We start from the raw sequence: 19,114 nt of genomic DNA on the forward strand, positions 1-19,114 counted from the left end.
GCCCTTGGTCTTTTCTTCTTCCTCGACGCGCTTGATGAGGACGCGATCTCCCAGGGGACGAAACGCCATGATGCTCTTTCTCCGTTCGAAACGACGGTTGGTTTAATGACAGCGCAAGCGACCCAGGCGGCCCACGTGTTAGCAGTCGTGGGCTCTGAGTGCTAACGACGGGCTGCAGGTAAGAAAGCCGCCGCGCGGAGTCAAGGCGCGTCGCGTACGCAATCCATGCGGCCTTCGCCATCCCGCGATCCCAGCGGGAACCCCGGGGCGGCGCCTTCGTTCCGTGTGCGGGACATTGCGGCCAAGGTAGATGACATGGCGCTACGGGCTTTCCTGCAACGGGTCATCCGGGAGGGCGACCTCAGCGTGCGCCTGTCCTCGGGCGAGGTTCTGACGCTGGGCGACGGGACCGGGACGCCGGTCGCCCTGACCATCGCCGACGCCCGCTGGGCCGCCTGGCTGGCGATCTATCCGTCGATGGCGTTGGGCGAGGCCTACATGGCCGGCGGCCTCACCCTGCAGCAGGGCTCGATCCACGACCTCGTCGACCTGATCGGGCGCAACGCAGGGCTCCGGCCGCTGAAGCGCACCGGGCCGCTGGCCCGTTGGTGGCTGGACCGGCGGCTGCAGGCCAATGCCCGGCTGGCGGCGCGGCGCAACGTGGCCCATCACTACGACCTGTCGGTGGACTTCTACCGCCGCTTCCTGGACCCCGACCTGCAGTACAGCTGCGCCTATTTCGCCCGGCCGGACATGAGCCTGGAGGAAGCCCAGGCCGCCAAGAAGCAGCACCTGGCCGCCAAGCTCTTGCTGGAACGCGGGCAGAAGGTGCTGGACATCGGCTGCGGCTGGGGCGGCCTGGACCTCAGCCTGGCGCGGGCCGCCGACGTGCAGGTGGACGGGATCACGCTCTCGACCGAGCAGCTCGCCACCGCCCGCTGGCGCTCGGAAAGCGCCGGCCTGGCGGAGCGGGCGCGGTTCTCGCTCACCGACTACCGCGACGTCGAAGGCCCCTACGACCGCATCGTCTCGGTCGGCATGTTCGAGCACGTCGGGCGGCCGAACTACCAGACCTATTTCGACCAGGTGGCGCGGTTGCTGAAGGACGACGGCGTGGCGGTGATCCATTCCATCGGCCGCGCCGAAGGCCCGGCGCTGAGCCAGCCCTGGGTGGAGAAGTACATCTTCCCGGGCGGCTATATCCCGGCGCTGTCCGAGGTGATCCCTCACGTCGAGCGCGCCGGACTGATCGTCGCCGATATCGAGATCCTGCGGCTGCACTACGCCGAGACCCTGCGCTGCTGGCGCGAACGCTTCGCCGCCCAGCGCGCCGAAATCGCGGCCATGTACGACGAGCGCTTCTGCCGGATGTGGGAGTTCTACCTGTCGATCAGCGAGCTGGCCTTCCGCTACCGCGGCCACATGGTCTTCCAGCTGCAGCTGGCCAAGCAGATCGACGCCGCCCCGATCACCCGTGACTACATGGCGCGCAACGACCCCGCCGTGGCGGTCCCGGTGCGGCAAGTGGCCTAGGACAAACGATTTCCACTGGAGGCTGCTCTGCGGCGCCGCTAGGGTCGTGCCCGAAGAACACGACCTTAATCTGGAGAGAACGCCCTATGCGACGCGCCATCGCGCTTGCCGCCCTTATCGCCGCTGCTTCCGCCGCCGGCGCCGCTTCGGCCGAACATTGGGCCAAATACGTCGACGGGGACAACGGCGTCGCCTGGTCCATCGACAGCGACTACACCTACAAGGACAAGGCGACCGGCCGCGTGGTGATCATGCAGGCGATCTCCAAGGGCGCCCTCGGCCCGTCCGCCCCCGGCAAGCCCGACGGCGTCGGCAGCGTGGTGGCCGTCGACTGCGCTAAGAAGAACCTGATCGCGGTCGGCAGCTACAGCCCCTCCAAGCCGCTGGCCATCACCGACGCCTGGCGCTCCGACACGCCGAAGAAGGCCGACGGCCACGAGAACGAGGCCCTGGTTTCCACGGTCTGTGTGGGCGTCGACAAGCTGCCGGTGAAGTAGGGCCGAGCTCATCCCTCCTCTTTAGGGGAGGGACAGGCCGCGCAGCGGCCAGGGTGGGGAAGTCGCGCTCAGGCGCGAAGCTCTCAACTTGGCCCACGCACCCCCACCCGTCCGAGGCTCCGCCTCGTCCACCCTCCCCTAAAGAGGAGGGATGAAACACGCGACCGCGATTTAAACACTTGTTTGAACCGTCCGATGGCGCCAAAGATCGCGGCTAAGAAAACGCCCTGAAAACGCCCCTGGGAGCGACAGCCATGACCATGACCGCCGACCGGCCGCAATCCAGCTTCGCGCTGAACCCGCAGGACGAACTCAACGACCTGCGGATGAGCGAAAAGGCCCTGCCGCTGCTGAACCACGTGAAGCGGTTCATCAAGGAAGTCGTCGAGCCGATGAGCGAGGAATTCCATCGCCTCGGCGAGGGCAATCCCAACATCTGGTCCTACGCGCCGGGCCAGCTTGAAGTGCTCGAAAAGGCCAAGGACCAGGCCAAGAAGGAAGGCCTCTGGAACTTCTTCCTGCCCAACGCCGAGACCGGCGAGGGCCTGTCGAACCTCGACTACGCCTACATCGCCGTCGAGCTGGGCAAGAACCGCATGGCCAGCGAGTGCATGAACTGCGCGGCGCCCGACACCGGCAACATGGAAGTCCTGGAGCGCGTCGGCACCCCGGCCCAGAAGAAGCAGTGGCTGGAGCCCCTGCTGCGCGGCGAGATCCGCTCGGCCTTCGCCATGACCGAGGTCAATTCCGCCTCGTCGGACGCCAAGAACATCAACACCCGCGCCACCCTGGTCGGCGACGAATATGTGATCAACGGCGAGAAGCACTACATCTCCGGGGCCGGCGACCCACGCTGCAAGATCATGATCACCATGGTCCAGACCAGCCCCGACGGCCCGCCGCACCTGCGCCAGTCGCAGATCCTGGTGCCCACTGACGCGCCCGGCGTGAACATCGTGGGCCCGATGAACGTCTTCGGCGATCCCGACGCGCCGCACGGCCACATGCACATCATCTTCGACAACGTCCGCGTGCCGAAGGAGAACATGCTGCTGGGCGAGGGCCGCGGCTTCGAGATCAGCCAGCTGCGCCTGGGCCCGGGCCGCATCCACCACTGCATGCGCGCCATCGGCTCGGCCGAGAAGGCGCTGGACCTGATGGTCACCCGCGGCCTGACCCGCGAAGCCTTCGGCAAGCCGATCATCCAGCTGGGCGGCAATATCGAGATCATCAGCCGCGCGCGGATCGAGATCGAGGCCATGCGCCTGATGGTGCTGAAGGCCGCCAAGGCCATGGACGTCCTGGGCAACCAGGAAGCCCGCGTCTGGATCCACATGGTCAAGGCCATGGTGCCGGAAAAGGTCTGCCAGATCATCGACCAGGCGATCCAGATGCACGGGGCGCTCGGCGTCAGCCAGAAGACCCCGCTCGCCCGAATGTACACCTCGACGCGGACCCTGCGCATCGCCGACGGCCCTGACGAGGTCCACCACATGGTGGTCGGCCGCAACGAGCTGCGCCAATATCGCGAGATGCCCCAGGACGCGTCGACCGCGGCCGTGTTCCGGAACTAGCTTGGAAACCTCCTCCCGCCGCTGCGCGGGAGGTAGGCGCCCGCAGTCAGTCATGCCTACACTCGCTCCAAACAGTAGGCTTGGGAGGGCTGCTTAAGATGAAACCCGCGACCTTGGGATTGTCGGTGTTCGCGCTGACGTTGGCGGGGCTGGCGGCGCCGGTGGCCGCCCATGCCGAGACCGCCTGCGCGGACCTCGTGAAGACCGCCCTGCCCCACGCGACGGTGACCAAGGCGGTCTCTGAAGCCGTCGGCGACAAGCAGGTCTGCAAGGTCTCCGTCACCAGCAAGCCCACCGCGGACTCCGACATCCGCCTGGAGCTGTGGATTCCCGAAGGCGCGGCCTGGAACGGCAAGTTCGTCCAGCTCGGCAACGGCGGGTTCGCCGGCCAGATTCCCGTGCAGCAGTTCGGGCGCGTCGTGCGCGCCGGTTATGCAGTCTCCGGCACCGACGACGGCCACCAGTCGAAGGTGATCACCGCCGCCGACTGGGCGCTGGGCCATCCCGAGAAGATCACCGACTTCGGCTGGCGGGCGGTCAAGGAGACCACCGACATCTCCAAGGCGCTGATCCTCGCCCAGAAAGGCGGCAAGCCTGCGAAATCCTACTTCAACGGCTGCTCCGACGGCGGGCGCGAGGCGCTGATGTCGGCGCAGCGGTTCCCGGGCGACTTCGACGGCATCGTCGCCGGCGCCCCGGCCGCCTACATGAGCCAGCTGTTCGGCATCTCGGCCGTGCAGCAGCAGGCCATGACCAAGCCCGGCGGCTATCTCGGCGCCCCGCAACGCGACTTGTTGCAAAAGGCCTCGATCGCCCAGTGCTCACCCGGCGAACCGTTCATCCGCGATCCGGCGGCCTGCCACTTCGATCCGGGCAAGCTCGGCTGCAAGCCCGGCCAGAGCCCCAAGCTTGCTGAAGAAGGGGGGTGCCTGACGCCGGCCCAGGTGGTCTCGGCCAAGGCCATGTACACCGGCCGCACGGACGCCAAGGGCAATGTGGCCTTCCCGGGCTTCAGCCCCGGCGCGGAGTCGCTGAACGGCGGCTGGAACGCCTGGCTGACCGGTCCCACCGACGAGGCGCGGCCCCACGCCATGGGCTTCGCCTTCTCGTCGGACGCCTTCAAATATTTCGCCTTCCAGGACCCCAATTTCGACTTCCTGAAGATGGACATGGGCGCGCAGTACGCGGCGGCTCAGAAGACGATGGCGGCGGAGGTCGACGCGCCGAACCCGAACCTGGCGGCCTTCAAGGCCCGCGGCGGCAAGCTGATCCAGTACCACGGCTGGAACGACCCCGCGATCCCGCCGCGCTCCTCGATCCGCTACTACGAGGACGTCCGCAAGACGATGGGCGACACCTCCGGCTTCTACCGGATGTACCTGGTCCCCGGCATGCTGCACTGCGCCGGCGGCATGGGCCCGAGCGGGGTCGACTGGCTGGCCGAACTGGACGGCTGGGTCACCACGGGCAAGGCGCCGGGCGACATCACCGCCGTGGGCGGGCCGGGCCAATCGCCGGGCGGGCCGCCCAGCCAGCTGCTCTGCCCCTTCCCGGGCGTGGCGGCCAAGAAGGGCGACGCCTACGCCTGCACCGTCCCGGCTAAGAAGGGTTGATTCAGATGCGGACCCTGCTCCTCGCCTCCGGCGCCGCCCTGGCGCTGGCCGCACCCCTCGCCGCGCATGCGGAAACCGCCTGCGCTGACATGGCTCGCGCCACCCTGCCGCACGCCGAAATCACGGCCGCCAAGTCTGTGGCGATCAAGGGCGGCCAAGCCTGCGATCTGCACGTCACCAGCCGGCCGACCGCCGACAGCGAGATCAAGATCGAGGTGATGATCCCGCAGGGCTCGGCCTGGAACGGCAAGTTCGTCCAGGTGGGCAACGGCGGCCTGGCGGGCTCGATCCCCGCCGCCCAGATCAAGGGCCGCGCCGACGAGGGCTACGCCTCGGCCGGCACCGACGACGGCCACGGCGGCAATGGCCGCACGGCCATCTGGGCGCTGGGCCACCCGGAAAAGATCAAGGACTTCGGCACGCGCTCACTGAAGGAGACCACCGAGGCCGGCAAGCTGCTGGTCAAGGCTCAGAAGGGCGAGGCGCCCAAGCGCAGCTATTTCGTCGGCTGCTCGGCCGGCGGGCGCGAGGCGCTGATGGAGGCCCAGCGCTTCCCCGATGACTTCGACGGCATCGTCGCCGGCGCCACGGCCAACTACAACACCCTGTCCACCGGCGGCCGCGCCTACATGCAGCAGACGCTCGCCAAGCCCGGCGCCTATCTCGCCACGCCCCAGTTGCAGCTCCTGCAGGACGCGGCGCTGAAACAGTGTGCGGACGACGGGGCCTTCATCCGCGATCAAATGGCCTGCCGCTTCGATCCGGCGGTCCTGAAGTGCAAGGCCGGCCAGACAGAGGGTTGTCTGACCGCCCCGCAGATCGCCTCGGCCAAGGCGATCTATGGCGGGCGGATGGTCGGCGGGAAGTCGACCTTCCCCGGCTACATGCCGGGCGCCGAGGCCATGCGCGGCGGTTGGCAGGCCTGGAACACCGGGACCTCCAAGGCGACGTATGAGGAGTCCTCAGGCCACGCGATCTCCTCGCAATTCCTGAAGTACTTCGTCTACGACGATCCGTCGTTCGACTTCCTGAAGATGGATCTGGGTCCGAAGTACGATCGCGACCGGCAGAAGACCGCCGCGGTGCTCGACGCCACCAACGCCGACCTGACGCCCTTCAAGAGCCACGGCGGCAAGCTGATCCAGTACCATGGCTGGAACGACCCCGCGATCCCGCCGCTGGGCAGCGTCAAGTACCACGACGCGGTGAACGCCAAGATGGGCGACACCACAGGCTTCTACCGGCTCTACATGATCCCCGGCATGCTGCACTGTCAGGGCGGCGCGGGCCCGGGGACCGTCGACTGGCTCACGATCCTCGACCGCTGGGTGGAGGAAAAGACCGCCCCGCATGAGGTGACCGCCTCCAGCGCCAGCGGGGCGACCCAGCTGCTTTGCCCCTATCCGGGCGTTGCGAAGAAGTCGGGCGACGCCTGGGCCTGTTCGGCGGCGAAGAAGAAGGGCTGAGGCCCAAGGCCGCAAGCGTGGCTTTAGGACTGGCGAAGCGGCGTTCGCGGGGGTAAGCGAACGCCGTTCAGATGACGCAAGACTTCCGCATACGCAGCCTATCCCCTGAGGAGGCGCTGGGCACGGCGCCCGCGCTCGCCGCGGTCTTGCTCGACTGCGTGCAGGGCGGAGCCTCGGTCAGCTTCATGGCCGACATGACCCTGCAGGAGGCCGAAGCCTTCTGGCGCGAAGAGACGGCCGCGGATGACGGTCGGTCGATCCTGGTGGCGGAGGACGACGCGGGCGTCTTTGGCGTGGTGCAGGTCATTCCGGTGGCGACGCCTAACCAGCCGCATCGCGTGGACATCTCGAAGTTGCTGGTCCACCGGCGCGGGCGCCGCAGGGGCGCCGCCGAAGCCCTGATGGCCGCGACCGAAGACGCCACGCGCCAATTGGGCCGCTGGCTGATGGTTCTCGACACCGTGACCGGAAGCCCGGCCGACTTCCTCTATGAAAAACGCGGCTGGTCCCGCGCGGGCGTGATCCCGGACTACGCCCTCTATCCCGACGGCGCGCTCTGCGACGCTACCTTCTTCTACAAAGCGCTCGACCGATGACGGTCTTGAGCCCCAGCCGGACGGCCGGCCCCTTCTGGCGCACGTCGCGCCGCAGATCCGCGGACGAAGGGGCCTGTGTCCCCTTCGCGAGGCGGGTCGCAACTCCGAAGGAACCTCTCCATGACCATTCTCGCGGGCGCGTTCATCGTCGCCATGTCGTTTGTGACGGCGGCGATCTCCGGCGTCTTCGGCATGGCCGGCGGCCTGATGCTCAAGGGCGCCCTGGCCCTGGTGCTGCCGGTCTCGGCCACCTTCGTCGTCCACGGCCTCCTGCAGCTCGTCGCTAACGGCTGGCGCGCGATCCTCCACCGGAAGTTCGTCAGCTGGAAGATCGCGGCGATCTACGCCCTGGGCGCCTTCACCGCCGGAGGCCTGATCGGCCTGGTGGTCTATGAGCCGACGCGGGCGACGCTCTATCTGCTGATGGGCCTGGTCCCCGGCCTGGTCTGGCTGCCGCAGGGCTGGGTGAAGGTCGACGCCTCGCGCCCGAGCCAGGCCTATATCTGCGGCCTGTCGGTCACCGGCATGAACCTGACGGCAGGCGTCGCGGGGCCCCTGCTCGACGTCTTCTTCGTGCGCACCACACTGACCCGCCACCAGATCGTCGCCACCAAGGCCGCGACCCAGGTGTTCAGCCACATGATGAAGGTGGCGGTCTATGGCGCGCCGCTGATCGCCGCCGGCGGCAAGGGCATCCCGCCGTGGTGGGTGTTCGCGCTCGCCATCCCGCTGTCGATGCTGGGCACCGCGGCCGGCGGCATCCTCCTGAACCGGTTGAGCGACGTGGACTTCAAGCGCTATCTGCGGCTGATCCTGACGGTGATCGGCGCGGTCTATCTGGTGCAGGCCGCGCGGCTCTACCTCGGCTGACTTCACGCCGCCTTGGGCAAAAAAGAGCCGGGCCTTTTGAGGGGCCCGGCTTTTGAAGTTTAGGGAGGAAACGCCCAGGAATGGGCAAGAGCTGAAGTATGCGCGCGAACCGGCGTTACAAGGCGCCCCAGGAACTTTTTTTGGCTTTGGGTGACGAAAAATGCAGCTGGACCCGAAACTGCTCGAAGATCGCCACGTCCGGCTGGAGCCGATGGCGGACGCGCATCGCGAGGACCTGCGGGTGGCCTGCAACGCTGACCCGGCCACCTGGACCGAGCTCTATCCTTACTCCATGGCGGGCGAGCACTTCGACCCACAGTGGACGAAGATGATGGGCGACGTAGAGGCCGGCCGGACCATCGCCTTCGCCGTCGTGGCCGATGGCCGTTGCGGCGGCATCACCTGCTACTCCGGCATCGACGCAGCCAACGATGTGGTCGAGGTCGGCGGGACCTACTACCGGCCGGACCTGCGGGGCGGCGCCGTCAATCCTGCGGCCAAACGCCTGATGCTGGCCCACGCATTCGCGTCGGGCGCCCGGCGGCTGGTTCTCCGCGTCGACGCGATCAATGCGCGCAGCCGCGCCGCGGTGCTGAGGCTGGGCGCCGCGCAAGACGGCATCCTGCGGCAGGACCGGGTGACCTGGACCGGCCGCATCCGCGACACGGTGATCTTCTCGATCCTCGCCAACGAATGGCCGGCGGTGCGCGACGGGTTGGACGCGCGGTTAGCAAAATTCGGCTAGGGCAGGCGTCCCGCCGCAATCGCCACCTTGTGGCTGCGGCGTGCGGCGGCGATCATCCATGTTCGGTTGAGGAATCCGGAGGATCGGCCCGTGGATGGCGCCATACGTCTAGCCATTGCCGCAGGCTTTGCGGCGATGCCGCTGCTCTGGGTCGGCTCCGCCCAAGCCGCCAGTTTTGATTGTTCAAAGGCCGCAAGCCGCATCGAGCATCTGGTTTGCGACGACCCGGACCTCAACTCACTCGACTCGCAGCTTCAAGGCGCCTATCTCGGCGCGCTGGATCGCTCGAACCACCCGCTGGACGTGAAGCAGAAGCAACTGGCGTGGCTCCGGCAGAGGGACGACTGCGCCGACAGGAGCTGCATGGCCGTCGCCTATCGGCGGCAGATCAAGTTGTTGTCGGCCATCTCAGACGAGCCGCCGCGGTGCGGCGGATCGACGACGGTCGAGATCGACAGCTGTGCGTTGGAATATTCCCACCGCGCCGACCGTGAACTGGCTCGCTACCTTGCTGCGGCTCGCAATCGTCTGACGGATGAAGCCAAGCAGGCCCCTACCCCGCAAGCGCCGAAGACTGCGCTTGCCGATCTCGACGTCTCCCAGACCGCCTGGGAAGCCTACCGCAAGGCGGAATGCAACGCTGTCTACGATTGGTGGAGCGAAGGCACCATCCGCGGAGCGATGTATCAGAGCTGCTGGCTGGAAGTGACGGAAGCGCGGACTGAACACGTCTGGTCGACTTGGCTCCGCTTCATGGACAGCACGCCGCCGCTCTTACCCGATCCGACCAAGCACTGAAGCTGCAGTCCCGTCCGACCGAGCGGTCGCGTCTGACAGCCGCCGCCACAGGTTCCGGTGCGCCGCCACCTGGGCTAAGTCCCTGCGGCATGAATCTCCGGATCCCCATGGCCGCGACTGCGGCGGCGCTCTGTCTGGCCGTCGTGGGCCCCGTCCTGGCGCAGGCCCCCGACGACCCGCTTCCCGCCGGCCCCGGCAAGGACGTCGTCGTGCGCGTCTGCACGGCCTGCCACGACGCGACGCAGTTCGCCTTCGCGCGCCTCACGCCCGATGAATGGGACAGCGAGGTCACCAAGATGCAAGGCGCCGGCGCCGAGATGACCGCGGAAGAGCAGGTCGCCATCACCGCCTACCTGGCCAAGAACTTCCCGAAGCCCGCGCCCGGCGCGCCCAGCGACGCCAAAGGCCCGTCAGGGCGCTAAGGGCCTACCCCCGCCGCGCCAGCTTGCGCGACGCCGCCAGGATCAGCACTCCGCTCATCGCGGCCAGCACGCCGGCGTGGCTGACCAGCGAACCTTCGCTCGGCATGCCAGCTGAAGCCATGGCGAGTTGCTTGAGGTGATAGGTGGGCCAGATGAAGCGGATGTCGTGCAGGACACCGCTCAAGGGGAAGAACAAGCCTGAGAGGAAGGCCATGCCCAGATAGACGATGTTGGCGATGGCGCTGGCGCTGGAGGCCGGGGCCCAGGCGCCGATGAAGAGGCCGATGGCGCAGGCGGGGATGACGCCCAGCGACATCACCGCCGCCACGGTCAGGAGCTTGAGCGGCGGAAGCGTCACGTGGCCGATGGTCAGGCCGGCGGTCACCAGCATGGCCATGACCACGATGGCGAAGACGTAGGCCATCATCAGCTTGGCGGCGAGGTAGGAGCCGGCCGGCATGGGCAGGGCGCGCTTGTAGGTGAGCAGGCCCATATTCCGCTCGACCGCCACCAATATGCCGAAGCCGAACAGGCCAGGGCCCATGACGCCGTAGACCGTCCAGCCCACGAACATCATGTCGGCGAAGCCCGGTGGGCGGTGGCCGCCGCCGTTCAGGACCACGCCGAAGAAGGTGTAGAACAGGATCGGCATGGCCAGGATCGGCATGGCGAAGGCCGGCGTCCGCAAGAGCCGCAGGGACTCGTATTTGGCGTCACTGAGATAGGCGCCGATGATCCGCGCGACGGTCATCTTCGGGCCGAGGTCGACAGCAGCGGCGGTCATTGCGCGGGCTCCTGGGTCAGTTCGGCGAAGGCTTCGGAGAGGCCGGCGCGGCGCACCTCCAGGTCCTTCAGGCCCGGGTCGGCGGCCAGCAGCTTGCGCACCACCACTTCGGCGTCGGCGGTGGTGATGGAGAGCTGGCCGTTCTCAGCCAGGCTGGCGACGCTGACCTCCGGCCAGGCCTGCACCTCGGCGAGGCCCGTCGACGTGGCGCAGTCGATCCGCTTGCGCGACACGAGCGCGCGCATGTCGCGGACGGTGCCCTGGGCCACCTCACGGCCCTTGGCCAGGACCACGACACGATCGGCCAGGGCCTCGGCTTCCTCGATGTAGTGGGTGGTGAGCACCACGGACGCGCCGCCCGCCACCAGACGGCGCACCGCCGCCCACATGGTCTCGCGCGCGTTGATGTCGAGGCCGGTGGTGGGCTCGTCGAGGAACAGCAGGCGCGGGCGACCGCAGACGGCCAGCGCGAACTGGGCCTGCCGCTTCTGGCCGCCGGAGAGCTTGATGTAGGGCCGCGCGGCGATCTTCTCGATGCCGGCCAGCGCGATGGTCTCGGCCAGGTTCAGAGGCGCGGGATAGTAGGCGGCGGTCTGGCCGATCAGGTCGCGCACGGTGAGCGCGTCCGGCAGCGCCACCTCCTGCATCATCACGCCCACGTTGCGCCGCGCGGCCAAGTCGTGCGGTGAGCGGCCGAACAGGGTCACCTCGCCGGCGTCGGGCATCTGCAGGCCCAGCATGAGGGCGATGGCCGTGGTCTTGCCGGCGCCGTTCGGGCCAAGCACGGCAAGCAGCTCGCCGGGTCGGACCTCCAGGTCCAGGCCGTTCAAGGCCACGGTGTCGCCGTAGCGCTTCTGGACGCCGGTGAGGCGCGCCAGCGCGTCCCCGATGGTCTGTCCGCCGTCTTTGGCCATGACTCGCCCCCGCCGCTTCAAACCCTAGTCGCCGCGGCGTCTGTGCTTGGATGCAGCGGCGACTAGGCCGTCTGCGCGGTCCGCTCTTCGGCGTTGGGGAAGAAGACCTCCGACGCGTGCTTGGCCACCTCCTCGGCGGTGTAGGGCCGGCCGGGTTGGAAGCCGCCGGTCTGCAGCATCTTGATCTCGCGCACGCCGCGGCTGGAGACCCCGAGGATCTTGCCGGAATGCTCCGCGGCCAGGTCCGAGACCATAAAGAGCACGCCCGGCGCGACGTTCTCCGGCAGGCTCATGGGGTCAGGCTCCTTACCGATCCGGCCCGGCAGGTCCGAGGTCATGCGGGTGTAGGCGCCCGGCGCCAGGCCCATGACCCGGATGTTGTACTTGCGCCCCTCGATCGACATCACCCGGACCATTCCGTAGATGCCGGCCTTGGCCGCCCCGTAATTGGTCTGGCCGAAATTGCCATAGAGGCCCGAGGTGGACGAGGTCAGCACCATCGATCCGCCGCCGTGGTCCTTCATATATTTCCACGCCGGCAGGGCGCAGCAGTAGGTCCCCTTCAGGTGCACCTTGATGACCTTGTCCCAGTCCTCCTCGGAGGTGTTGGCGAAGGTCTTGTCGCGCAGGATGCCGGCGTTGCAGACCAGGATGTCGACCTTGTCGAAGGCGTCGAGCGCGGTCTGCAGGATGTTCTCGCCGCCCTGGACGGTGGAGACGTCGTCGCCGTTGGCCACGGCCTGGCCGCCGGCGGCCTTGATCTCCGCCACGACCTTTTCAGAGGCCGCGCTGGTCCCGGTTCCCGTGCCGTCGCGCGAGCCGCCCAGGTCATTGACCACCACCGAGGCGCCCTCCTTGGCGAACAGCTTGGCGTAGGCCTCGCCCAGGCCGCCGCCGGCCCCCGTGATGATCGCCACCTTGCCCTCGAGCAAACCCGCCATGACCGTCGTCTCCCAATAGGTTTTGGTTTTATGGGCGCATCTTCCGACCGGGCGCGCGGGCTTGGCAAGCCCTCTGTGGTCAGGCCTGCCCGCCGGTGCGCCGGGCGCGGAAGAAGCCCTTCAGCAGCGCCGAGCTCTCTTCGGCCAGAACGCCGCCCGTCACCTCGGGGCGTGAGTGGCAGGTGGGTTGCTCGAAGAACCTCGGGCCGTTGACCACGGCTCCGCCCTTCTCGTCCGGCGCGCCGAACACCAGCCGCCCGATCCGCGCGTGGCTGATGGCGCCAGCGCACATGGCGCAGGGCTCCAGCGTCACCACCAGGGTCAGGCCGGTCAGGCGGTAGTTGCCGAGCTTGGCGGCCGCCGCGCGGATGGCGACGATCTCGGCGTGGGCGGTGGGATCGTGCGCGCCGATCGGCTGATTGGCGCCCACCGCGATCACCTCGCCGGACGCCGGGTCGACGACGACCGCGCCCACCGGGGTCTCGCCGGCCTCGGCGGCGGCTTGCGCGGCGTCGAGCGCGATGCGCATGGTGCGATGGTCATGGTCCACGATCCGCACCGAACCGGCGCCCGCCCTTCGGGTCAAGCCCGCGCGCCCGATGGGTCGCCTCAGGAAGCCGTCACGGAAGCCACGGGCGACCGCGTCGCCAAGATGCTGGCCCGCGCCGGCGTCGCCTCGCGCCGCGAGGTCGAGCGGCTGATCGAGGCCGGCCGCGTGGCCCTCAATGGCCAGGTCCTGACCACGCCCGCCGTGAAGGTGGAGCCCGGCGACATCCTGACCGTCGACGGCGCCGTGGTCACCGAAGCCGAGCCCGCGCGGTTGTTCCGCTACCACAAACCCATCGACCTGGTGACCAGTCACTCGGACCCAAAGGGCCGCCCGACGGTATTCGAACATTTGCCGCCCGGCCTGCCCCGGCTGATTTCGGTCGGTCGTCTCGACATCAATTCCGAAGGCCTGCTGCTGCTGACCAACGACGGCGGCCTGGCGCGGGCGTTGGAGATGCCGGCCACAGAGATCGTTCGCCGCTACCGCGCCCGCGCGCGGGGCCGGGTCACCCAGGAGAAGCTCGACACCCTGAAGAAAGGCATCACTGTCGAGGGCGTCCACTACGGGTCGATCGAGGCGACCCTGGACAAGGCGAAGGAGGGCCCGCAGGGCGCGAACCTGTGGATCACCGTAGTCCTGGCCGAGGGCAAGAACCGCGATGTGCGCCGCGTGCTGGAAGCCCTGGGGCTGAAAGTGAACCGCCTGATCCGCCTCTCCTATGGCCCCTTCGCGCTGGGGACCCTGATGCCTGGCGAGGTCGAGGAGGTCGGCCCCCGCGTGATCCGCGAACAGATGGCCGAGCACATCGCCCCGCAGAACCTGCCCAAGGGCGACCGGCCGCTGTGGAAGAAGCCCGCGACCGTAGCCGCCGGCCCGCGGCGGGGCGCCGTGGAGATCGACCGCCCCGGCAAACCGGGACGTCCCGGCAAGCCGCAGCGCCGTCCCCGCGCCGCCACGACGGGTGAGCCGCCCGCCAAGAAGGAATACAAGGCCGGCTGGGCCAAGCCGAAGAAGAAGCCGGTGATCGCCAAAACCGCCGGCCCGAAACGCCGCTCCGGCGCCGCGCGCAAGGGGCCAGGGCAAGACGGCCTCAAGCGCGGCTGATCGGTGCGTATCGTTTCCGGCAATTTCCGCGGCAAGGTCCTGGCCGCGCCCAAGGGCGACGCGACGCGCCCGACGTCGGACCGCGCGCGCCAGGCGATCTTCAACATCCTGGAGCACGCGGCCTGGTCCAAGGGCGTGCGCGACGCGCGCGTGATCGACCTCTTCGCCGGCTCCGGCGCGCTGGGCTTCGAAGCCCTCTCGCGCGGCGCGGCCTTCTGCCTGTTCGTGGAGACCGACGAGGCGGCCCGCGGCGCGATCCGCGAGAACGTCGACGCCCTGAGTCCAAATGGGGGCCTGTTCGGCGTCACCCGCGTCCATCGCCGCGACGCCACCGACCTGGGTGTCCGTCCCGGCGGCGACGGCCCGGCCTTCGACCTCGCCTTCCTCGACCCGCCCTACGCCAAGGGCCTAGGCGAGATGGCGTTGATGAAGCTGGCCGCCGGCGGCTGGCTGGCGCCCGGGGCGATCATCGTCTTCGAGCGCGGCGCCGGCGAGCCGGACTTCAGCGTTCCCGGCTTCGAGCCCCTCGATGCGCGCGATTACGGCGCGGCGCGGGTGCATTTCCTGCGGGGCTCGGAAACCTTCCGCTAACCCTGTCACGAAGACTTCGCACGACCTTAACTACCTAGGGCTGCAGTTCTAACGCCTCGTTAGAGAGAGGCCTGCGATGACCTCGCCCGTACTCTTGGGGGAGTCTCGATGACCTTGCTGCTCGATATCGCGCCGTTCTCACCGCCCGCGATGCCGCAAGACACCGGACGCGACATCTATCGCCGGTTCGAGGACGACCCTGACCTGCTGGTGATCGCCGTGGTCGATGATGCGGGGCGGCCGGTCGGATTGGTCGAGCGCAACGCCTTCCTCGTGCGGATGGCCGCGCAATATGGCTACGAGCTTTGGTCGCGCCGGCCGATCTCCCACTGGATGAAGACCGATCCGCTGATCGCCGACGGCGATATGACCGTTGAGGAGTTCTGCGGCCGGGTGTTGGAGGAGCGTCCCTCGGAACTTCTGCAGGGCTTCATCGTCACCTGCGCCGGCCGCTACGCTGGGGTCGGGACGGCCCTGTCGCTGTTGCAGGTGACGGCCGCGGCCACGGCCTCCCACGCCGCCGAGATGAGCCGGCTGGCCGAGCACGCGCAGGACGCGCTGGCGGCCAAGGGCCGCTTCCTGGCGGTGATGAGCCATGAGATCCGCACGCCACTGAACGGCGTCCTGGCCGTCGCCGAGATCATCCGCCGCAAGTCCCGCCAGGACGACCTGAGCCCGCTGGTGGACACTATCGTGCAGTCCGGCGGGACCCTGTTGCGGCTGCTCAACGATGCGCTCGACCTCTCGCGCGCCGAAGCCTCGGGGCTCGAGCTGCATGAAGAGCCGATGCTGGCGTCCAACGTCGTCGACGACGTCATGTCGCTGTGGTCGTCGCAGGCCGAGTTGAAGGGCGTGACCCTGACCGCCGCCTATTCCGGCCCGGCGGACCTGTGGGTCCTGGCCGACCGGGTGCGCGTCCAGCAGGTGATCAACAACCTGGTCTCCAACGCTATGAAGTTCGCCGCCGACGGCGCGGTTGAGGTGCGCCTGAGCGCGCAGCGCGACGGCGACTATGTGACCCTGATCGGCGAGGTCGCCGACACCGGACCCGGCGTGCCGGCCGACCGGCTTGAGAGCATCTTCGACCCCTTCCACCAGACCGAGGATGGGGTGCGCCTGGGCGGCGCGGGCCTGGGCCTGGCCGTCTGCCGCCAGATCATGGCGCGCATGGACGGGCGGATCGAGGCGGCGGCCAATCCCGGCGGCGGGGCGCTTTTCCGCTTCAAGGCGCCGCTTCATTGGCTGCCGGAGCCGCAAGCCATCGCGCCGGCGGTCAGCCCGGTCGAGGCGGCCGGCGGCGTCCTGCACGTGCTGGTGGTCGACGACAACGCCACCAACCGCATGGTCGCCCAGACCCTGGTGGAGATGTTCGGCTGCACCAGCGAGTGCGTCGAGGACGGCGCCGCGGCAGTCGAGGCGGCGGCCAGCGGGCGTTTTGGCCTCGTCCTCATGGACATCAAGATGCCGGGTATGGACGGCGTCGAGGCGACGAAGCGAATCCGCTCAGGCCGCACCGAGGGCAGCCTCACCCCGATCCTGGCGCTGACCGCCAACGCCGATCCGGCCGACGCGGCCTTCTACCGACAGTGCGGCATGAACGGCGTGGTGGAAAAGCCCATCAAGCCGGAACGGCTGTTGGACGCCATGAGCAGCGTCCTGGGCGCGCCGGTGATCGCGAACGCCGCGGAGACCCAGTTCGAGGCCGCTTGACCCTCACGCCCCGTGAGGCCTGATACCGCCGCCATCGACGAGGACATCGATTGTGAGTGGTCATACGGTCAAGCAGGTGGCGAGGTTGTCGGGCGTCTCCGTCCGCACCCTGCACCACTACGATGAGGTGGGCCTTCTGAAGCCCGCCTCAGTCGGCGCGAACGGCTACCGCTACTACGGCCGCGAGGAGCTGTTGCGCCTGCAGCAGATCCTGTTCCACCGCGAGCTCGGTTTCTCCCTGGAGGAGATCGGGCGGACACTGGACGCCAAAGGCTTCGACAAGGTGGCGGCCCTGAAGGCGCACCGGGTGAAGCTGGAGGCCGAGACCCGGCGCTATCGCCAGCTGATGCGCACGATCGACGAGACCCTCGCGACCCTCGAAGGAGAAGCGAAGATGGCGGACAAGGCGATGTACCGGGGCTTCGACCCCGAAAAACAGGCCGGCTACGAAAAGGAGCTGGTCGAGAAGCACGGGGCCCAGATGCAGGGCCACATCGATCACGCGAAGGCGGGGATGGCGGGCTGGAAGCAGGCCGACTTCGACGCCATGCAGGTGGAGGGCGAGGCGATCGAGGCCGGCATGGCCAAGGCGCTCGTGGACGGCCTGCCGGCGGACTCCGCGGCGGTGACAGCGCTCATGCGTCGCCAGCACGCCTGGATCGTCAAGAGCTGGAACCGCGACGCGCCGGCCGCGGCCTTCACGAGCCTGGGTCAGATGTACGTCGACGATCCCCGCTTCCGCGAGCGCTACGACGGCCATCAGGCCGGCCTCGCGGAATATATGGCCGCGGCGATGAAGAGCTTCGCGGAGCGCGAACTCAAATAGTCCGCTCATCCCCGCGGCTGGGCGCCTATGCGCGGTGGCTTCGGCTGATCGTCAGCCAGAGCTTGCAGGAGGCCATGCGCGCAGCGCGCGACGGTCAGGAGTCAGTCCTCTACCTGCTGGATGAGTTCGCCGCGCTTGTGCAGGCCTACATGAACCTCCGACAGGTTGTGGAAGGCGTCTCCAACGCCGCCTTCGCACTCGCTGAGCCGGCGGCTGAGTACGTCGACGCCGACACCAATCTCGTCACGGACTCTCAGGCGACCAACCTGCGATCTTACAAATGGGTGAGGAAGGAATTCCCGCTGCATTCGAGCGATCTAAAGGACGTGAAGGACTTACTGAACGACCAGGCGACGCACTTCCACATCGTCCACTCCGAGCGTCTCGTCAGGTCAGATGTCGAGGGAGGGCAATGGGGCACCGACTTCTTCGACAAGGAAGACCGTCACCTTTCCCACGCCGATCTCTGGCTGGTAGCTCAGACCGCGGTCGCGGGCATGCACCTCTTGGAGCAGGTAAGGCAGCGCTTTGGCGGTTATGTTCCGGCCGCCGATCTCGATGGCCGCGCCAACGTGCTTGCGGCTCATGCCCAAGAACTCGTCGCAGAGATGACGGCGACTGAGCGACACAAGGCCGCGAGCCGAGCCGCCGCGAAGGCGGACGCTCGACGGCAAGCCGCGAAGGACGCACGGCGAGAAAATTGAGGCGGGTAGCCTTCGCCATTCCACTAGCGCTAGGCGCGCAGGAGCCACGCGTCCCAAAGGCCAACCCGCCAAAGGCCGATGAAATGAGCCAGGCGAGCGCGGAGGGCTTCCATCATCTGGCCCTCCTCTCGCACTCTCCGCCTGTCACGACGCCAACCTGATCACCGTCTCGTCCGTTGACGAAACCGAAGAACTTTCGAGGATGTTGCAGCCCTACGACTTGAGCCGAACGCCTGGCCCACCGCTCGCGTCGGCATCGAAGAAGATCACGCCCTGGTCTTCAAGCTTCTTCTGGATGTGCTCCAGGGTGCGTCGCTGAGTTCCACCGTTGCCCGACTCGAAGCGAGTGATGGTGGAGGGTGCGACGTCCGCCAGCTTGGCGAGGTCGCGGATACTCAGATCAAGAGCGGTGCGCGCCAATTTGAGCTGGAGCGGCGTCACGGCTTCGCAAACCCCTCGCGGCGCGTCATTTGTATTGACATGCGCACATTGTGATCGTATCGGTCATTTGTGCTCGTTGACTGATCCAGCCGGCCGAGTCGCCGCTCTTGGAGACCTTACATGCTCGCCCTCCAATCCGCACCGGTGGAGCCCCTTTCCCGGCGCACCATACTCGGCGTACCCGCGGCGTTCGCGCTGACGTCGGCTCCGATGACCTCAGCCGTCGCCGACGACGCAACTCGCCTTTGCACGCGTTGGCTCGCCAATGAGGCGGAGACGCACCGCCTCTGGCGGCGTCGGGACGACATGGAAGGCGATCTCTTCCACCATCATCGGTGGTCATCGCTGACCGAGGCCGAGCGGCAAGCCTTGCCACAGGCCCGCGCTCTACATGCAATCGACGCGCGTCTGGCGAGGATTCATGCGGAGCGCGAG

21 protein-coding genes and 1 pseudogene are annotated in these 19,114 nt (G+C 68.0%); 16 read left to right on the forward strand and 6 right to left on the reverse strand.

What is annotated here, in order from left to right; genetic code table 11:
* Window positions 1-69 (reverse strand): annotated as a pseudogene (locus VHS75_RS00005) (co-chaperone GroES); the annotation flags it as partial.
* Between the two features lie 246 nt (window positions 70-315).
* On the opposite strand from VHS75_RS00005, the gene VHS75_RS00010 reads away from it, so the two are divergent.
* The 10 genes from VHS75_RS00010 to VHS75_RS00055 all read left to right on the forward strand — a co-directional run bounded on the left by VHS75_RS00010 (window position 316) and on the right by VHS75_RS00055 (window position 10,114).
* Window positions 316-1,533, forward strand: a complete 1,218-nt coding sequence (locus tag VHS75_RS00010; RefSeq protein WP_329636544.1) for a cyclopropane-fatty-acyl-phospholipid synthase family protein — start codon at window positions 316-318, stop codon at window positions 1,531-1,533.
* Window positions 1,534-1,619: 86 nt separating this feature from the next.
* On the forward strand, window positions 1,620-2,030 hold the full coding sequence (locus tag VHS75_RS00015) for a hypothetical protein (RefSeq protein ID WP_329636545.1): 411 nt from the start codon (window positions 1,620-1,622) through the stop codon (window positions 2,028-2,030).
* Window positions 2,031-2,290: 260 nt separating this feature from the next.
* Entirely contained in the window at window positions 2,291-3,604 is a 1,314-nt protein-coding gene (locus tag VHS75_RS00020; RefSeq protein ID WP_414694230.1) for an acyl-CoA dehydrogenase family protein, read from the forward strand.
* Between the two features lie 98 nt (window positions 3,605-3,702).
* Complete coding sequence (locus VHS75_RS00025; protein ID WP_329636547.1) at window positions 3,703-5,217, forward strand: tannase/feruloyl esterase family alpha/beta hydrolase; 1,515 nt, start codon at window positions 3,703-3,705, stop codon at window positions 5,215-5,217.
* A gap of 5 nt (window positions 5,218-5,222) precedes the next feature.
* The gene (locus VHS75_RS00030) at window positions 5,223-6,683 is read left to right on the forward strand and encodes a tannase/feruloyl esterase family alpha/beta hydrolase (protein ID WP_329636548.1); all 1,461 of its coding nucleotides are present in this window, start codon (window positions 5,223-5,225) and stop codon (window positions 6,681-6,683) included.
* A gap of 71 nt (window positions 6,684-6,754) precedes the next feature.
* Window positions 6,755-7,279: a GNAT family N-acetyltransferase gene (locus tag VHS75_RS00035; protein WP_329636549.1), complete on the forward strand. Its 525-nt coding sequence runs from the start codon at window positions 6,755-6,757 to the stop codon at window positions 7,277-7,279.
* Between the two features lie 120 nt (window positions 7,280-7,399).
* A complete protein-coding gene (locus VHS75_RS00040) occupies window positions 7,400-8,149 on the forward strand; it encodes a TSUP family transporter (protein WP_329636550.1) in 750 nt (249 codons plus the stop codon).
* A gap of 160 nt (window positions 8,150-8,309) precedes the next feature.
* The gene (locus tag VHS75_RS00045) at window positions 8,310-8,894 is read left to right on the forward strand and encodes a GNAT family protein (protein WP_329636551.1); all 585 of its coding nucleotides are present in this window, start codon (window positions 8,310-8,312) and stop codon (window positions 8,892-8,894) included.
* Window positions 8,895-8,984: 90 nt separating this feature from the next.
* Entirely contained in the window at window positions 8,985-9,692 is a 708-nt protein-coding gene (locus tag VHS75_RS00050) for a lysozyme inhibitor LprI family protein (RefSeq protein WP_329636552.1), read from the forward strand.
* A 107-nt stretch (window positions 9,693-9,799) separates the two neighbouring features.
* Window positions 9,800-10,114 carry a hypothetical protein gene (locus VHS75_RS00055; RefSeq protein WP_329636553.1) on the forward strand — a complete coding sequence of 105 codons (315 nt, stop codon included), beginning with the start codon at window positions 9,800-9,802 and terminating at the stop codon, window positions 10,112-10,114.
* A 4-nt stretch (window positions 10,115-10,118) separates the two neighbouring features.
* On the opposite strand, the gene VHS75_RS00060 is transcribed toward VHS75_RS00055, so the two are convergent.
* The 4 genes from VHS75_RS00060 to tadA all read right to left on the reverse strand — a co-directional run bounded on the left by VHS75_RS00060 (window position 10,119) and on the right by tadA (window position 13,282).
* Entirely contained in the window at window positions 10,119-10,898 is a 780-nt protein-coding gene (locus VHS75_RS00060; RefSeq protein ID WP_329636554.1) for an ABC transporter permease, read from the reverse strand.
* Window positions 10,895-11,812 carry an ABC transporter ATP-binding protein gene (locus tag VHS75_RS00065; protein WP_329636555.1) on the reverse strand — a complete coding sequence of 306 codons (918 nt, stop codon included), beginning with the start codon at window positions 11,810-11,812 and terminating at the stop codon, window positions 10,895-10,897. Before VHS75_RS00065 ends, VHS75_RS00060 begins: the two co-directional genes overlap by 4 nt.
* 62 nt (window positions 11,813-11,874) lie before the next feature.
* On the reverse strand, window positions 11,875-12,753 hold the full coding sequence (locus tag VHS75_RS00070) for an SDR family NAD(P)-dependent oxidoreductase (RefSeq protein ID WP_329636556.1): 879 nt from the start codon (window positions 12,751-12,753) through the stop codon (window positions 11,875-11,877).
* 79 nt (window positions 12,754-12,832) lie between these two features.
* Window positions 12,833-13,282, reverse strand: a complete 450-nt coding sequence (gene tadA / locus VHS75_RS00075) for a tRNA adenosine(34) deaminase TadA (protein WP_329636563.1) — start codon at window positions 13,280-13,282, stop codon at window positions 12,833-12,835.
* Window positions 13,283-13,405: 123 nt separating this feature from the next.
* Here tadA and VHS75_RS00080 point away from each other — a divergent pair, with 123 nt between their 5' ends.
* The 5 genes from VHS75_RS00080 to VHS75_RS00100 all read left to right on the forward strand — a co-directional run bounded on the left by VHS75_RS00080 (window position 13,406) and on the right by VHS75_RS00100 (window position 18,238).
* Window positions 13,406-14,407 carry a pseudouridine synthase gene (locus VHS75_RS00080; protein ID WP_329636557.1) on the forward strand — a complete coding sequence of 334 codons (1,002 nt, stop codon included), beginning with the start codon at window positions 13,406-13,408 and terminating at the stop codon, window positions 14,405-14,407.
* A 3-nt stretch (window positions 14,408-14,410) separates the two neighbouring features.
* Entirely contained in the window at window positions 14,411-14,998 is a 588-nt protein-coding gene (rsmD, locus tag VHS75_RS00085) for a 16S rRNA (guanine(966)-N(2))-methyltransferase RsmD (RefSeq protein WP_329636558.1), read from the forward strand.
* A gap of 108 nt (window positions 14,999-15,106) precedes the next feature.
* Window positions 15,107-16,708, forward strand: coding sequence for an ATP-binding protein (locus tag VHS75_RS00090; RefSeq protein WP_329636559.1), 1,602 nt, complete (start codon window positions 15,107-15,109; stop codon window positions 16,706-16,708).
* 52 nt (window positions 16,709-16,760) lie between these two features.
* The gene (locus tag VHS75_RS00095) at window positions 16,761-17,534 is read left to right on the forward strand and encodes a MerR family transcriptional regulator (RefSeq protein ID WP_329636560.1); all 774 of its coding nucleotides are present in this window, start codon (window positions 16,761-16,763) and stop codon (window positions 17,532-17,534) included.
* A gap of 74 nt (window positions 17,535-17,608) precedes the next feature.
* Window positions 17,609-18,238, forward strand: coding sequence for a hypothetical protein (locus tag VHS75_RS00100; protein WP_329636561.1), 630 nt, complete (start codon window positions 17,609-17,611; stop codon window positions 18,236-18,238).
* 213 nt (window positions 18,239-18,451) lie between these two features.
* Here the strand turns inward: VHS75_RS00100 and VHS75_RS00105 are convergent, their stop codons facing one another.
* A complete protein-coding gene (locus tag VHS75_RS00105) occupies window positions 18,452-18,679 on the reverse strand; it encodes a helix-turn-helix transcriptional regulator (RefSeq protein ID WP_329636562.1) in 228 nt (75 codons plus the stop codon).
* 120 nt (window positions 18,680-18,799) lie between these two features.
* Between VHS75_RS00105 and VHS75_RS00110 the strand changes: the two genes are divergently transcribed.
* On the forward strand, window positions 18,800-19,114 hold a 315-nt coding region (locus VHS75_RS00110; RefSeq protein WP_414694229.1), incomplete at its 3' end, for a hypothetical protein.

The sequence above is a fragment of the Phenylobacterium sp. genome, assembly GCF_036264965.1.
In the GTDB taxonomy this organism is placed as follows: domain Bacteria; phylum Pseudomonadota; class Alphaproteobacteria; order Caulobacterales; family Caulobacteraceae; genus Phenylobacterium.

Bases quoted from the DNA above. Each gene is read 5' to 3' on its own strand.
- VHS75_RS00020 (WP_414694230.1), top strand. From the start codon at position 2,291: ATGACCGCCGACCGGCCGCAATCCAGCTTCGCGCTGAACCCGCAGGAC.
- VHS75_RS00055 (WP_329636553.1), top strand. From the start codon at position 9,800: ATGGCCGCGACTGCGGCGGCGCTCTGTCTGGCCGTCGTGGGCCCCGTC.
- VHS75_RS00045 (WP_329636551.1), top strand. From the start codon at position 8,310: ATGCAGCTGGACCCGAAACTGCTCGAAGATCGCCACGTCCGGCTGGAG.
- VHS75_RS00090 (WP_329636559.1), top strand. From the start codon at position 15,107: ATGACCTTGCTGCTCGATATCGCGCCGTTCTCACCGCCCGCGATGCCG.
- VHS75_RS00025 (WP_329636547.1), top strand. From the start codon at position 3,703: ATGAAACCCGCGACCTTGGGATTGTCGGTGTTCGCGCTGACGTTGGCG.
- VHS75_RS00030 (WP_329636548.1), top strand. From the start codon at position 5,223: ATGCGGACCCTGCTCCTCGCCTCCGGCGCCGCCCTGGCGCTGGCCGCA.
- VHS75_RS00010 (WP_329636544.1), top strand. From the start codon at position 316: ATGGCGCTACGGGCTTTCCTGCAACGGGTCATCCGGGAGGGCGACCTC.
- tadA (WP_329636563.1), bottom strand. From the start codon at position 13,282: ATGCGCATCGCGCTCGACGCCGCGCAAGCCGCCGCCGAGGCCGGCGAG.
- VHS75_RS00065 (WP_329636555.1), bottom strand. From the start codon at position 11,812: ATGGCCAAAGACGGCGGACAGACCATCGGGGACGCGCTGGCGCGCCTC.
- VHS75_RS00070 (WP_329636556.1), bottom strand. From the start codon at position 12,753: ATGGCGGGTTTGCTCGAGGGCAAGGTGGCGATCATCACGGGGGCCGGC.
- VHS75_RS00015 (WP_329636545.1), top strand. From the start codon at position 1,620: ATGCGACGCGCCATCGCGCTTGCCGCCCTTATCGCCGCTGCTTCCGCC.
- VHS75_RS00040 (WP_329636550.1), top strand. From the start codon at position 7,400: ATGACCATTCTCGCGGGCGCGTTCATCGTCGCCATGTCGTTTGTGACG.
- VHS75_RS00080 (WP_329636557.1), top strand. From the start codon at position 13,406: ATGCTGGCCCGCGCCGGCGTCGCCTCGCGCCGCGAGGTCGAGCGGCTG.
- VHS75_RS00060 (WP_329636554.1), bottom strand. From the start codon at position 10,898: ATGACCGCCGCTGCTGTCGACCTCGGCCCGAAGATGACCGTCGCGCGG.
- VHS75_RS00100 (WP_329636561.1), top strand. From the start codon at position 17,609: ATGCGCGCAGCGCGCGACGGTCAGGAGTCAGTCCTCTACCTGCTGGAT.
- VHS75_RS00035 (WP_329636549.1), top strand. From the start codon at position 6,755: ATGACGCAAGACTTCCGCATACGCAGCCTATCCCCTGAGGAGGCGCTG.